12 protein-coding genes are annotated in these 14797 nt (G+C 58.1%); 8 read left to right on the forward strand and 4 right to left on the reverse strand.

Annotated elements, in window-relative coordinates; translation table 11 throughout:
- Positions 1-98 precede the first annotated feature (98 nt).
- Complete coding sequence (locus tag AC2FJ5_RS00755; RefSeq protein ID WP_496792046.1) at positions 99-2078, forward strand: bifunctional 2',3'-cyclic-nucleotide 2'-phosphodiesterase/3'-nucleotidase; 1980 nt, start codon at positions 99-101, stop codon at positions 2076-2078.
- A gap of 117 nt (positions 2079-2195) precedes the next feature.
- Here the strand turns inward: AC2FJ5_RS00755 and AC2FJ5_RS00760 are convergent, their stop codons facing one another.
- From AC2FJ5_RS00760 to paaG, 4 genes are read right to left on the reverse strand one after another with little or no spacing between them, the layout of a single operon-like run.
- Positions 2196-2792 carry a TetR/AcrR family transcriptional regulator gene (locus AC2FJ5_RS00760; RefSeq protein ID WP_496691524.1) on the reverse strand — a complete coding sequence of 199 codons (597 nt, stop codon included), beginning with the start codon at positions 2790-2792 and terminating at the stop codon, positions 2196-2198.
- A gap of 3 nt (positions 2793-2795) precedes the next feature.
- Complete coding sequence (gene paaK / locus AC2FJ5_RS00765; protein ID WP_142639891.1) at positions 2796-4106, reverse strand: phenylacetate--CoA ligase PaaK; 1311 nt, start codon at positions 4104-4106, stop codon at positions 2796-2798.
- 24 nt (positions 4107-4130) lie between these two features.
- Positions 4131-4556 carry a hydroxyphenylacetyl-CoA thioesterase PaaI gene (gene paaI / locus AC2FJ5_RS00770; RefSeq protein WP_142639944.1) on the reverse strand — a complete coding sequence of 142 codons (426 nt, stop codon included), beginning with the start codon at positions 4554-4556 and terminating at the stop codon, positions 4131-4133.
- A 2-nt stretch (positions 4557-4558) separates the two neighbouring features.
- Entirely contained in the window at positions 4559-5344 is a 786-nt protein-coding gene (gene paaG / locus AC2FJ5_RS00775; RefSeq protein ID WP_496792048.1) for a 2-(1,2-epoxy-1,2-dihydrophenyl)acetyl-CoA isomerase PaaG, read from the reverse strand.
- 103 nt (positions 5345-5447) lie between these two features.
- Between paaG and AC2FJ5_RS00780 the strand changes: the two genes are divergently transcribed.
- The 7 genes from AC2FJ5_RS00780 (at position 5448) to AC2FJ5_RS00810 (ending at position 14672) form a co-directional block, all read left to right on the forward strand.
- On the forward strand, positions 5448-7481 hold the full coding sequence (locus AC2FJ5_RS00780; protein ID WP_496698300.1) for an FAD-dependent oxidoreductase: 2034 nt from the start codon (positions 5448-5450) through the stop codon (positions 7479-7481).
- Between the two features lie 69 nt (positions 7482-7550).
- Complete coding sequence (locus AC2FJ5_RS00785; RefSeq protein WP_496792050.1) at positions 7551-8570, forward strand: TRAP transporter substrate-binding protein; 1020 nt, start codon at positions 7551-7553, stop codon at positions 8568-8570.
- Positions 8571-8627: 57 nt separating this feature from the next.
- Positions 8628-9134 (forward strand): TRAP transporter small permease, encoded by a 507-nt coding sequence (locus AC2FJ5_RS00790; protein WP_496691527.1) that lies wholly within the window; start codon positions 8628-8630, stop codon positions 9132-9134.
- Positions 9131-10483, forward strand: a complete 1353-nt coding sequence (locus tag AC2FJ5_RS00795) for a TRAP transporter large permease (protein ID WP_496693796.1) — start codon at positions 9131-9133, stop codon at positions 10481-10483. The genes AC2FJ5_RS00790 and AC2FJ5_RS00795 overlap by 4 nt, the downstream gene beginning before the upstream one ends.
- Positions 10483-11670: a cytochrome P450 gene (locus AC2FJ5_RS00800; RefSeq protein WP_496792052.1), complete on the forward strand. Its 1188-nt coding sequence runs from the start codon at positions 10483-10485 to the stop codon at positions 11668-11670. Before AC2FJ5_RS00795 ends, AC2FJ5_RS00800 begins: the two co-directional genes overlap by 1 nt.
- 106 nt (positions 11671-11776) lie before the next feature.
- Entirely contained in the window at positions 11777-13807 is a 2031-nt protein-coding gene (paaZ, locus tag AC2FJ5_RS00805; protein WP_496792053.1) for a phenylacetic acid degradation bifunctional protein PaaZ, read from the forward strand.
- A gap of 49 nt (positions 13808-13856) precedes the next feature.
- Complete coding sequence (locus tag AC2FJ5_RS00810) at positions 13857-14672, forward strand: PaaX family transcriptional regulator C-terminal domain-containing protein (protein WP_496792054.1); 816 nt, start codon at positions 13857-13859, stop codon at positions 14670-14672.
- Positions 14673-14797 lie beyond the last annotated feature (125 nt).

The raw sequence follows: 14797 nt of genomic DNA on the forward strand, positions 1-14797 counted from the left end.
CCAGTTCGACGCGTGGCGGGACCTGCCAGCCAGTGTCACACCACTGTTTCGCAGGGCCTGCACAAGTCGCGTCGACAAACGAAAATGAAAGGTGTCACATGCCATTTTCCAACCCCAGCTTGATGTCCCGCCGTCAGTTCCTTGCGACCACCACCGCCAGCGCCGCGGCCATTACACTTCATCCTTTTTCTGCGGCGGCTGCCAATAATCAGGCGCATTTACGGATAATGGAGACGACGGACATTCATGTGCATGTCTTCCCTTATGATTATTACGCCGACAAGCCTCGCGACACGGTAGGCCTGTCCCGCACCGCTTCGATCATCAACGGCATCCGGTCCGAGGCGACGAATTCTCTGCTGGTCGATAACGGAGACTTTCTGCAGGGCAACCCAATGGGCGATTACATCGCCTATGAGCGCGGGATGAAAGAGGGCGACAGCCACCCGATTATCACCGCCTTCAACACAGTCGGTTATGACGCCGCCACATTGGGCAATCACGAATTCAACTACGGTTTGGACTTTTTGGAAAAGGCGCTTGCTGGCGCGGATTTCCCGGTTGTACTGGCCAACGTCGCAAAGGAACAGGGGGCAAACCCGCGTGAGGATAAAACGCTAGTCAAACCCTATGCGATTCTCGACCGCGAGATTGAAATGGGCGATGGCAGCAAACACCCGATCAAGGTCGGTGTCATTGGGTTTACGCCGCCGCAGGTCATGAACTGGGACCGCAAGCATCTCGAAGGCAACGTGCAGGCCCGCGACATTGTCGAGACAGCGCAGGCTTATGTGCCTGAGATGAAGGAGCAGGGCTGCGACTTGATCATCGCGCTTTCGCATTCGGGGATTGGCGATGCCGACCATTCCGATGGTATGGAAAACGCCTCGGTTGTGCTGGCTGGCGTTGACGGGATTGACGCGCTGGCGACCGGTCACAACCACCTTGTTTTCCCGTCCGAGACATTTGCCGACCGTCCCGGTATTGACGTTGCAAAAGGGACGTTGATGGGCAAACCCGCCGTCATGGGCGGGTTCTGGGGATCACATCTTGGCCTTCTGGACTTGCTGCTGGAGCGCGATGGTAACGAGTGGCGTGTGGTGACCACAACGTCTGAGGCGCGCCCGATTTCGGTTCGCAACGAAGATCGCTCGATCACGGCGCTGGTCGAGGACGATCAAGCCGTGCTGGCCTCGGTCGCGAAAGATCACGACGAAACACTAGCCTATGTGCGCCGAGCGGTCGGCAAGACGTCGGCCCCGCTGCACAGCTATTTCGCGCTGGTTGCGGATGATCCATCTGTACAGATCGTGTCGATAGCGCAGAAATGGTACGTCGAAGAGATGATGAAGGGCACGGAACATGAAGGCCTGCCCATATTGTCAGCCGCGGCGCCTTTCAAGGCCGGCGGTCGTGGTGGCCCGGAGTATTACACCGATGTCCCGGTGGGTGACGTGGCAATCAAGAACGTGGCCGACCTTTACCTTTATCCCAACACCGTCCGCGCCGTACGGGTGAACGGAGCGCAGGTCCGAGGTTGGCTGGAGCGGTCTGCCGGGATGTTCAATCAGGTCGAACCGGGCGCAAGCGACGCGGTCCTGCTGAACCCAGAGTTTCCGTCCTATAATTTTGACGTGATGGACGGCGTCACCTATCAGATCGACCTGTCCCAACCATCGCGGTTTGGACCCAAGGGTGAAGAGGTCAACCCTGGCGCGGCCCGGATCGTGGACCTTGCCTTCAATGGTTCTCCGGTCACGGATGATATGGAGTTCATCATTGCCACCAACAATTACCGAGCGTCCGGTGGCGGATCTTTCCCCGGCGCGATGGGCGACACGGTTGTGTTCGAGGCGCCGGACACCAACCGCGACGTGATTGTCCGCTATATCGTCGAACAGGGCACGATTGACCCCAAAGCAGATGCCAACTGGTCGTTTGCGCCGCTGGACGGCACCACGGTCCTGTTCGAAACAGGCCCGAAGGCGCGTGACTATATGAGTGACGTCAAAGGTGTTTCGATCGAGGATGTCGGTGAGGGCGCAGATGGTTTTGCGGCCTTCCGCATCCAGCTGTAACAGATTGAAAGCAGGCTTATCCCCCTAATTTCTGACCCAATGGTATGGATCGGAGTTGGGGGGTGAGCCTAAATTATTCTGTCAGGCAACTGTCCTGCGAAGCGGCCCGTCCTGGGTCTAGAGTTTGCGTATTCCGTGGAGCGTTAGGGTGCTGACCAAATCAGCGTAATCCTCACGTGCTTTGGTGCCCGCGCCGGAGTTCCACATGTAATACCAGTTCAGCATGCCAAAAACTGACATCGTGGCGCCGCGCAGCTTGTCCTTGTCATCGCCGAACGACTCCGGGGACAGGTCTTTCAATATGTCCCGCACGACATTCACCAGATCCAACTGATACCCGCGCAACAGCTTTTGCTGATCGTCGCTCAGGGCGTTCATGCCGCTGATCTGCACCCGATGTTCATCATCCGCGCCCTGATAGGCGAACAGGATTTCACGCACGGTCTTTCGCAGCCTTTCTTCGGGCGTCAGGCCCGTCAGATCAACCTCGCAGATGCGATCGCGCAGCTCACGCAGATAGGTTTCGAGGATGTCATACAGGATGGCATCCTTGCTGTCGTAATAGTGGTAGATGTTCGCCTTGGAGATTCCGCACTCATTGGCCAAAAGGGTCATCGAAGCGCGATCAAACCCCTGGTCGGCAAACACTTTGGCTGCCGTTTTCAGGATTTGTTCCCGCTTTTGGTCGTGGTCTTTTGCGATTGTCCGGGCCAAGGCTTAATCCTTATCGCGGTTGTCGATGACGCGCTTCGCCTTGCCCTGAGAGCGTTCGACGTCGCCCGGCTCACCTACAACAATTTCTGTTGAAACTCCAACGATGTCCTTGATGCGTTTGGTCAGCATCCGGGCGGCCGCCGTCTTGGACATTTCATCGGTAGATCCCGGAGAGGCTTCGACAAAGACCCGCATGGCATCCATCCGGCCGGATTTATACAGCTCGACCTGGTAATAAGGCGCAAGGCCTCCGGTCGCCATGACCTGTTCCTCGATTTGGCTGGGAAAGACATTGACGCCGCGCAGGATCATCATGTCGTCGCTGCGGCCGGTGATCTTGGCCATGCGACGCATGGAACGGGCCGTTCCGGGCAGCAGGCAGGTCAGATCGCGCGTGCGATAGCGGATCATCGGCAGCCCTTCTTTGGTCAGGGTGGTAAAGACCAGCTCACCAGTTTCACCGTCGGGCAGTACTTCGCCGGTGGCGGGGTCGATGATTTCTGGCAGAAAGTGATCTTCCCAGATCACTGGGCCATCCTTGGTTTCGACGCATTCGCTGGCAACGCCGGGCCCCATGATCTCCGACAGGCCATAGATGTCGACCGCATGCATGTCGAATGCAGCCTCGATTTCCGAGCGCATCGCGTCGGTCCAGGGCTCGGCGCCGAAGATACCAACCTTCAGAGAGCTTTCGCGCGGATCAAGGCCCACCTTATGGAATTGTTCGAGGATGTTGAGCATGTAGGATGGGGTCACCATGATCCCATCGGGTTGAAAATCTGTGATCAGTCCAACCTGCTTTTCGGTTTGCCCGCCACCCATCGGAACGACGGTCGCCTCTAGACGTTCGATGCCGTAATGCGCGCCCAGACCCCCGGTGAACAGGCCATAGCCATAAGCGTTATGCACGATATCGCCCTTGCGCAGACCTGCGGCCCGCAGCGACCGAGCACCCAGATCGGCCCAGTTGTCGATATCGCCTTTGGTATAGCCCACAACGGTTGGCTTGCCGGTTGTCCCGGATGAGGCATGCAGCCGAACCAGTTGGCTGCGCGGCACGGCGAACATGCCGAACGGGTAGTTGTCACGCAGGTCGTTCTTGTAGGTGAATGGAAATTTCGAAAGGTCAGATAACTGTTGCAGGTCATCTGGATGCACGCCGGCATCGTCGAAGCGCTGGGTGTATATCGGCACGTTTTCGTAAGCGTGACGCAGGGACCATTTCAGACGCTCCAACTGGGTGGCGCGGATTTCGTCAACCGAGGCGATCTCGATCGGGTCCAGGTCAGCTTTGTTAGGGGACAGGTCCTCCATCGCGTTACTCCTTCGGTCGCGAAGCTATTCTTGAAAATTCGTGCCACCAATCGCGCGGGACATGCCGCGGAATTCGGCGACCACGTTGCTGTCTTGATTGGTGACGCGCACGTCATAGATGCCGCTGCGGCCCGTAACCGAGACCTCGGTCGCGGTGGCCGTCAGGCGATCCCCCAGCTTGCCGGGGGCGAGATAGCTCATCATCGTGTGCTGGCCAACGGTCGCGTGATTACGGCTGTTGCAGGCAAAGGCGAAGGCGCTGTCGGCCAGGGCATGGGTCACGCCGCCATGGCACATGCCGTGCCCATTACAGTGATGCGCAACGACGGTCAGCGCCAGAACTGCGCAGCCTTCGTCCACCTCGACAAGCTCCATGCCAAACCATTTGCTGGCTTCGTCACTCGCCCACATCGCAGCGGCTGATTTGCTGGCACGTTCCTTTGGTGTCATCGTCATTTACCCTGAAAATTGGGCGCGCGCTTTTCAAGAAAGCTGGACACGCCCTCGGCATAATCCGCGCTTTCGCCGCAGATTTTCATCGCATCAGCCTCGAATTCCAGATGATCGGACAAAGAGGTCGTCGCCGCTGCTTGGATACAGTGCTTGGTCTTGCCCAACCCAAGGGTCGGGCCATTGGCCAGTTGATCAGCCAGCGTACGAGCCTCTGCCAATAGCTGATCGTCGGGTATGGCTTTCCAGATCAGGCCCCAGTCTTCGGCCTGTTTGGCGGGCAGCGGCTGTGCGGTAAAGGCCAGCCCTTTGGCGCGCGCCTCGCCCAAAAGGCGGGGCAGGTGCCAGCTGCCGCCAGTGTCTGGGATCAGGCCGACCTTGGAAAAGCTCTGGATGAATTTCGCGCTTTCCGCTGCCAGAACCATGTCGCAGGCCAGTGCCAGATTGGCCCCGGCGCCGGCAGCGACGCCATTCACGGCGCAGATGACAGGGCAGTCCAACGACCGGATCAGACGCACGAGGGGGGCATAGAAACTGCGGACGGTCTTGCCCAGATCCGGTGGCCCGTCCATTTTCGACGGATCGCGGTCACCAAGGTCCTGACCGGCACAAAAGCCACGCCCGGTGCCCGTCAGCAGCACTGCCCGCGCGCCTGTATCGCGCGCGGAATTCAAGGCAGCCTGAAGCGCATGATGCATGTCTTCGTTGAACGAATTCAGCTTGTCTGGACGGTTCAACGTAATCTCGACCCAGTTCCCGTGATTTTCTACAAGAATCGTATCGCTCATCACTGCCTCGGCCGGTATCGTTTCAACTTTATGATTGCATTAACCGAACGGTTGGTCAATATATAAACGCAAGCCGAATCTGAGCAAATCAAAGGGATGGGTTATGGCAAAATCGCCGGTGGTGAGCGTTGAGCGGAAGGGTGACGTTGCCTGGGTAACGATCAACAATCCGCCAGTGAACGCGACATCCGCTGCGGTGCGTCAGGGGTTGGCCGACGCGGTAGGTGCCATCAAAGGCGCGCGCGTGGCTGTCCTGCGATGTGCGGGTAAAACCTTTGTTGCCGGTGGCGATATGTCAGAGTTCGACGCCCCACCGGTTGAGCCACATCTGCCTGACGTAGTACAGATGATCGAAGACAGTGAAGTTCCCTTTATCGCCTGCATGCACGGTACTGTTCTGGGCGGCGGGTTCGAGATTGCCATGGCTTGCGCTTGGCGCATTGCCGCGCCGGGCACCAGATTTGGTCTGCCAGAGGTCAATGTGGGTCTTATCCCCGGGGCAGGGGGCACCCAGCGTATTCCCCGTCTTGTGGGGATGGAGGCAGCGATTGACATGGCCTGCCGGGGCAAAATCCTGACTGCAGAAACGTTACTAGGGCTGGGTGGCCTTGATCTTGTCACTGAACAGCCTGAGGCTGCCGTTCAGGCCTTTGTGGCCAACCTGCCGCAGCGACCAGTGCCAGTCAGTCAGCGTAGCCTCACCAGCTTTGCACCGGACCTGATAGAGGTTTCGCGCACGGAACTTTTGAAACGGTCAAAGGGTCAGCAGTCTCCGCTGGAAAATCTGACGGCATTGGGGTGGGCAACCGAACCCTTTGCCGAAGCCCTGTCAAAAGAGCGCGCCCGCCATTTGGCCCTGCGCCAAGGTGCCGAAAGCAGGGCCCTTCGCCATGCTTTCTTTGCCGAACGGAGCGTGTCCAAACCTTCTTTGATCAGAGGCGTAACCCCGCGCGACATCAGCCGTATCGCGGTGGTCGGCGGCGGTCTGATGGGGGCCGGGATTGCAACCGCCGCCCTGAATGGGGGGTTTTCTGTCACGTTGATTGAGCAGAACGCCGAAGCCGCTGCGGCGGCCTTGGGGCGTGTTAAGGGTCTGCTCGAAGGCGCTGCCAAACGGGGAAAGCTGACTGAGGCGCAGATGCAGAGCCGCCTGAGCGCCTTTCGCGCCGTTGACAGCTATGCCGACGCACGGGATGCGCAACTGGCCATTGAGGCGGTGTTCGAGGACATATCTGTCAAACAGCAGGTTTTCGCGGAACTCGCCCGGCATATGGACACAAACGCAATTCTTGCCACCAACACATCTTATCTGGATCCAAACCAGATTTTCGCCGGTATCGACAGTCCGGCCCGCTGTATAGGTCTACATTTCTTCAGCCCAGCCCATGTCATGAAACTGCTTGAAATCGTACATTCCGGGCATTCGGACCCAGAGGTCATCGCCACCGGATTTGCGTTTGGCAAAAAGCTGGGCAAAGTGGCGGTCCTATCGGGCATTTGCGATGGCTTTATCGGCAATCGCATGCTGGCCGCCTATCGGCGCGAGGCTGATTATCTTCTGGCAGATGGTGCGCTGCCTTATCAAGTGGATCAGGCCATGCGCGACTTTGGTATGCCCATGGGTCCGTACGAATTGCAGGATCTGACCGGTCTTCAGATTTCATGGGCCAATCGCAAGCGCAATGCTGCAACACGCCCACCGGATGAGCGCTATGTTTCTGTGGCCGACCAGCTTTGCGAGATGGAGCGTTTCGGGCAGCGGTCCAGAAAAGGCTGGTATCGTTATGATGACGGCGACCGTACGCCGATCCGTGATACACAGGTCGAGGCTTTGATCGAAGCCAACTCGGCTGAACATGGCATCACCCGGCGCGCGTTTACGAGCACCGAGATTTCGTCCCGTTTGATGGCGGTACTTGCGAATGAGGGCGCATTGATCATCGAAGAGGGTATCGCCGAAAACGCGATGGCCGTGGATATGGTCCAGATCCATGGCTACGGATTCCCGCGCTGGCGCGGGGGGCCGATGAACTATCGGGATGAAATTGGGGCGCAGCTGTCGCGGGGAATAATGGAGACCGTCGCCTCTGAAAGCCCCGGGTCTTGGAGGATTGCGGGGCAGACCACATCACCATGACTATTGATGGTTACAAAACGGACTATTAACGCAGATTCAATGTATGTTTCAGAGGGAGGAGACAAAACCATGAAATTCAACAGTTTGAGCACGCTATTGGCCTCAGCCGCCTTGGCCGTTTCGGGCACCGTGGCGCTGGCCGCGGATTATACGCTGACCATATCCAGCTGGGCGCCGCCGACCCACGGTATCAACGCGAAGATGTGGCCAAAATTCGTGGAAATGGTTGAAGAGGCCACAGACGGTCAGGTCACCGCCGAACTGAAGTTGGGGATCGCGCCACCACCAGCACAGATGGACCTGATCATGGATGGCGCGGCGGATGCCTCGATCATTTTCCACGGCTACCAGCCGGGGCGCTTTGTCACCACAAAGATGATAGAACTGCCCGGATATGAAGGCTCGGCAGAGGCCGCATCGGTCGCCTATTGGCGCACCTATGACGCACATCTCAAGGCCGCGGACGAGCATCGCGGCGTGAAAGTGATCGCCCTGCATACGCATGGTCCGGCGCAGCTGCATTCCAGCAGCGCGGTGACCACGCTGGATGAAGTGTCGGGCCTCAAGGTCCGTATCCCGGGTGGGGTCGGCGGTGACGTCGGCACAGCGCTTGGCGCGACCGGCATCCAGGTGCCTGCACCGAAAGTCTATGAGACCCTTGCTTCGAAAGCAGCCGATGGCGTTGTCATGCCGTTTGAATCCCGCAAGGGTTTTAAGCTGACCGAAGTGGCGCAGAATGTGTATGAGGTTCCGGGCGGCCTGTATCGCGGATCCTTTGCCTTCATCATGAACGAAGACACATTCGCTGACCTGCCCCCTGAACTGCAGCAGGCGCTAGAAGAGAACGTATTCGGTGAACCGTTAAGCCGCGAGATTGGCAAAATCTGGGATGAGATCGACGGGATTGGCCGTGAGGCGACCGAAGCCACTGAGGGCAACGCAATCAACGCGGCCTCGGCGGAAGATCTGGAACAGTTCAACGCGATTGCCGTTGATGTCCGCGCCAGTGTGATTGACGAGGTCAACGGCACCGGCGTTGACGCGCAGGCGGCCTATGACATGATCGTAAATGAAATGGCTGCCCAGTAACGCAGTCCGGTTGGCGGGATCTCTCCGCCAGCCATTTTCACCAGCCGGGACCCAATCATGCAATCTCTCGTGACTTTTGCGCGTCGCGTCAGCATCGCTCCGACGCTGCTGGCCTGTATCGCGCTGTTCATCCTGATGGTGATGACCTTTTTTGACGTCATCCTGCGGTCTGTCTTCAACGCCCCGATTGAGGCGGCGACTGAGCTGACACGTATTCTCATGGCGATCATGGTGTTTTCGGTTCTGCCGATGATCTCAGCCGGAAAGGGTCAGATCGCCGTCGACCTTACGGACGGAGTATTTTCCCGCTTGCGGCTGAGCCGAGCGCGTGACGCTGTTGTATATATTGTGTCGGGCGTGATGCTCATCTGGCCGATCAAACGCGTCTGGATTCTTGCCGAGCGCGCACGGGACTATGGCGATGTGACTGAATACCTGTCGATCCCGGTATTCTATGTCGGCTGGTTCATCGCCGGGTTCACTGCGATCACGGCCATGGCGATGATTGTCACGGGCCTAATTACTATCTTCTCCCCCCAATCCTTGTCGGAGACCTCTCAATGACCGCCGCACTTATCGGTTTTGCCCTTGTTCTGGTGCTTGTACTGGTGCGTCTGCCTATCGTCTTCGCGATGGGTCTGGTTGGTACGCTTGGGTTCGCCTACGAACGTGGCGGCAGCATCTTTTCGGAGCGCGGCTTGAAGGCGGCGATGTCGATGGTGGGTCGCCAGATCACCGATACGGCACAGGATTACGGATTGTCGGTGGTGCCTCTGTTCATCCTGATGGGCCTGTTCGTGAACAAAGGCGGGCTCGCGCGCGAGCTTTATGCGGTATCCAATGCATTTCTCGGCCATTTCCGGGGCGGCATCGCCATGGCGACTGTCGCGGCCTGCGGCGGGTTCTCGGCAATTTGCGGGTCGTCTCTGGCGACAGCGGCCACCATGTCCAAGGTCGCGATGCCGGAAATGCGCCGGTATGGCTATGCGGATGAGCTTTCGACTGCGTCGATTGCAGCGGGTGGCACGCTTGGCATCCTGATCCCGCCCTCGGTGATCCTGGTCATATATGGCCTGCTGACGGAAACCTCGATTGGCAAACTGTTTGTTGCGGGCATTATCCCCGGTGTGCTTGGCATTCTGTTTTATCTTTTCGCGGTGCGCTGGACCGTCTGGCGCAAACCAGAGGCGGGACCGGCAGGCGAACGCCACGGTTGGGTCGAGCGCCTGAGGGCCTTGCGCTCGGTCTGGGCCGTGTTGCTGCTGTTCTTTCTGGTCATTGGCGGGCTTTATGGTGCCTTCGATTTTCAACCGCTGAACCTGACCTTCAGCCCGACCGAGGCGGCGGGGATGGGGGCCATGGGCGCCTTTTTGATTGCCTTGTCGCGCGGCGGGCTTAGCCTGGGTTCAACATTCGAGGTTTTGAAGGAAACCACCGCGACCGCTGCGGCCCTGTTCTCGGTCCTGATCGGGGCGCAGATATTTTCGAACTTCATCAACCTCGCCGGTTTGCCCGAAGCGCTGATCGCCATGGTCACAGCGTATGACGTTGCACCCTTTGTGGTGATCCTGATGATCCTTGGCATCTACATCATTTTGGGGTGTGTTTTTGAATCCCTGTCGATGCTACTGCTGACCGTGCCGATCTTTTTTCCTCTGGTCACATCGCTGGGATATGACCCGATCTGGTTCGGCATTGTTGTGGTCGTCGTCACCGAAATCAGCCTGATCACCCCGCCCGTGGGACTGAACGTGTTCATTCTGAAGGGTGTGGTCGGGGATGTGTCGACTGGGACGATCTTCAGAGGCGTCACGCCGTTTTGGATCGCAGATATCTTTCGGCTGGCCCTGATCGTTCTGGTGCCCTGGCTTGTGCTGGTTCTGCCGGAACAGATGGGGGCGATGGGCCACTGATGTTTGCGCTGACCAAGCTGCCTGACGGGTTCCACGATGATCCCTATCCTACCTATAGGGCGCTGCGTGAAGATACGCCCGTCTGCCTGCAACCCGATGGGTCGGTGATCCTGTCACGACATCAGGATCTGGACATCATCTATCGGGATACAACGCGGTTCATTTCGGACAAGAAGGCCGTGTTTGGCCCCAAATACGGGGTGGATAGCCCATTGTTTGAACATCACACCACCAGTCTTGTGTTCAATGATCCGCCCTTGCACTCGCGTGTCCGCAAGGTGATGGTCGGTGCGATGAATCCGCGCGCTTTGGCGCAGATGGAGCCGGGTCTGATCGAACTTGTCGACGGGCTGTTGGATCAAATGCAGGCCAAGGGCACAGTTGAGTTGATCGAGGATTTTGCCGGGGCGATCCCGATCGAGATCATCGGCAACCTGCTGGGCATCCCTCGGTCCGAGCGTGAGCCGTTGCGTGAGTGGTCCTTGGCCATTCTCGGGGCGTTGGAACCGCAGCTGACGCCCGAGCAGGAAGATTGGGGCAACCGCGCAGTCCGCGAGTTCAAAGCCTTTTTGCGCGATATCATCGACGACCGCAGGGCCAACCCGGGCAACCCGGAGACCGATGTTTTGACCAGGTTGATACAGGATGACACCGAGGGTGGCCTGACCGAGGTTGAACTGTACCAGAACTGCATCTTCATTCTGAATGCCGGGCATGAGACCACGACAAACCTGATAGGCAACGCTTTGGATCTGTTGGACCGCCACAGGGATAAGCGGACCGAGCTGTTGGTTAATCCAGACCTGATTTCCACCGCAGTTGACGAGTTTCTGCGTCTGGAAAGCCCGAACCAGTTCGGCAATCGCCTGACCACTGAAGAGGTGGAATTTCACGGACATGTCATTCCAACAGGAACCGATCTGCATCTTTGCATCGGCGCGGCCAACCGCGATCCGCGACAGTTTGATTGCCCCGATGACATGATGTTGGATCGCCGTCCCAACAAGCACCACGCGTTTGCGGGCGGACCGCATACTTGCGTTGGTCTGACCTTGGCCCGGATGGAAGGACGGGTTGCCGTTAGCCGGTTTTTGAACCGGTTCCCTGATTACCAGATCACGGAAAGTGCTCAGCGTGGGGGGCGTATCCGGTTTCGGGGGTTCGCCCACCTGCCCGCGCAGGTTTGAACTAGCCGCGCTGCTCGTTCTGAAATTTATTGACCGACCGTACGGTTAATAATAAGATATCGCAAACGCCCCGCGTGCTAGCCCTGCCGCGAGTAAGGAGAGACCTATGACGATCCAACAGATTTCAAGTTTTGCTGCGGGCGAGTGGATTGCGCCGGGGGCAGGTGCTCGCAACATCGCAAGCGCGGTGACGGGAGAGGTGATCGCAACAGCCGGAAACAACGCCTTGGACGTTCAGGGAATGCTGCATCATGCGCGCAATGTTGGTGGTCCTGCGCTGCGCAAGATGACGTTTCACCAGCGGGCCAAGATGCTCAAGGCGCTGTCTGTTCATCTGGGCAAGCACAAGCAGGCGATGTACGATCTGTCCTTCAATACCGGCGCAACCCAGGCGGATCATCTGATCGACATTGACGGCGGTATTGGCACGATGTTCGTCTTTGCCTCAAAAGGGCGGCGCGAGATGCCGGACGGGCATGTCTATCTCGACGGCGAGGTCGAGCAGCTTTCGCGCAATGGCACCTTTCTGGGGCAGCATATCTGCACCCCGTTGAAAGGTGTTGCGATCCATATCAACGCTTTCAACTTTCCGGTCTGGGGCATGCTGGAAAAGCTGGCTCCGACTCTTCTGGCGGGGGTTCCGGCCATCGTCAAACCGGCCACAAATTCCTGCTATGTGACTGAGCTGTGCGTTCGGCTGATGCTCGAGTCGGGCATATTGCCCAACGGTGCATTGCAACTGGTGTCAGGCGGGCTGGGCGACATGCTCGATCGCCTGACCATGCAGGATGTGGTCAGCTTTACCGGCTCGGCGGATACGGCGCTGAAGCTGCGCGCGAACCCCGTAATCCTGGAAAATTCGGTCCGGTTCGTGGCGGAACAGGACAGCTTGAACTGCTCGGTCCTGGGCCCTGATGCCGCGCCGGGAACGCCCGAATTCGATCTGTTCGTCAAAGAGGTTCAGCGCGAGATGACCACTAAGGCGGGTCAGAAATGCACTGCCATCCGCAGGATCATCGCGCCCGAGCCGCATGTGCAGGCCGTTATTGAGGCGCTGTCCGCGCGTTTGGCAAAGACCACCATTGGGGATCCGAAACTGGAAACCACCCGAATGGGTGCGCTGGTCTCGGCCAGTCAGAAGCGCGATGTTTTGGAGAAGGCCGCGATTATAGGGCACGAGGCCGAGTGCGTCTTTGGCAATCCGGACGACTTCGTGGTCGATGGGGCCGATGCGGATAAGGGCGCCTTTCTGCCACCGATGCTGTTCCATTGCAGCGATCCCGATGCCGCGCAACGTGTGCATGATACCGAAGCCTTTGGGCCCGTCAGTACAATCATGGGCTATCGCGATACCGACCACGCGATTGAGCTGGCGAACCGAGGGCAGGGGTCTCTGGTGGCCTCAGTCATCACACATGATGCTGATGTTGCCCGCAAATTTGTTATGGGGGCAGGGGCCTATCATGGGCGGCTCTATTTCAACAACCGAGACTCGATGAAAGAATCCACAGGCCATGGCTCTCCTTTGCCGCATATGGTCCATGGCGGTCCCGGCCGCGCTGGCGGTGGCGAGGAAATGGGCGGTGTGCGCGGTGTGATGCATTATATGCAACGTACGGCGATTCAAGGATCGCCGGACATTTTGACAGCTATTGGCGAGAGATGGGTGCCGGGTGCAGCCGAGGTCAATGCGCCAGCCCATCCATTTACACGCCGCTATCACGATCTGGCCATTGGTGAGACGATCCACACCGCACCGCGGACCGTGACCATGGAAGACATTGAACATTTCGCCGAATTCACCGGCGACACCTTCTATGCCCATATGGATCAGGCCGCAGCTGAGCGTAACCCGTTCTTTCCGGGCCGGGTCGCACATGGATATCTTTTGCTGTCTTTCGCGGCGGGTCTTTTTGTGGAACCGAACGAAGGGCCGGTCCTGGCCAATACTGGGCTCGATAACCTGCGGTTTATGAAACCGGTAGAGGCAGGCGACAGCATCAAGGTGCGCCTGACGGTCAAAAAGAAAACCCGCCGCAATGATGAATATGGCGAGGTGCGCTGGCATGCCACCCTGACCCAACAAGATGATGAGCCTGTGGCCGAATATGAGCTGCTGACCATGGTGGCCTACTAAGATTCTTGGGCCGGATGGTAATTCGATCTGGCCCGATTATACTTGCCGTATGAAAGATTCAGCCCCCGATTGGTTTGAAACCTGCGTTAGCCATCTGACCTCTGAGGGTACGCTACGGGTGTGGTCCGTGCTGGTGACGATATTCGGTGATCTGGCGCAGGAAGAAACAGATCAGATAAGTGGTGCGGTGATCACCGCACTGACCAGCCTTGCCGGGATCAAGGCCGAAGCCACGCGTGTTGCCCTGCATCGGCTGCGCAAGGATGGCTGGATCGAAAGCACCCGCAAAGGGCGCAGCAGCTTTCACCGCCTGACCGCGTTTGGCCGTCATCAGAGTGTGACCGCCGCACCGCGTATCTATGCCAAGGAAACGCCGGAACCCGGCCTCTGGCATGTACTTATCGCCAGCAATTCGGACTCATCGCGCAAGGAACTGGCTGACCTGATGCTGACTGGGGACTACATCTCTCTCAATCCCGCAACGTCGATGGCTCCGGGTCAGGTTCCGGCGGGTCTTGAAGAGCTGATGGGCGTGGAAAGCAACGCTATCTCTGTTCCTGGTTGGCTTCGGGGTATATGCGGGCCAGAGGCGTTGAAAACCGCCTATGATCAGTTCTTGAGATCGACACAGATCATCGGCCAAGAGATGCCGCCCGAGGGGGCGGGCGACCCGATGAAGACGGCCATTCTGCGTGTCCTGATCGTGCATAATTGGCGTCGTATTGTTCTGCGCCATCCCGCCTTTCCTGCAGCGTTTCTGCCCGCTGACTGGAAAGGCGCTACATGCCGGGCGGCTGTATCTCAGTTGTTGGAAAAACTGCCGCGCCCGGATTTAACATCCTTGGAAGCCGAGCTGGACAGCTAGGTTTTCTTTAGCGTCACCTATCTGATCCGCCCGATGCTGGTCATTCGGCGATCAATGCGGGCGTTTCTCTCTCGCTTAATGTTACAGAAAAACTAAAAAGTAAAAAGAACTCGTAACATAAAGCT

Source organism: Ruegeria sp. CDSA221, assembly GCF_059611825.1.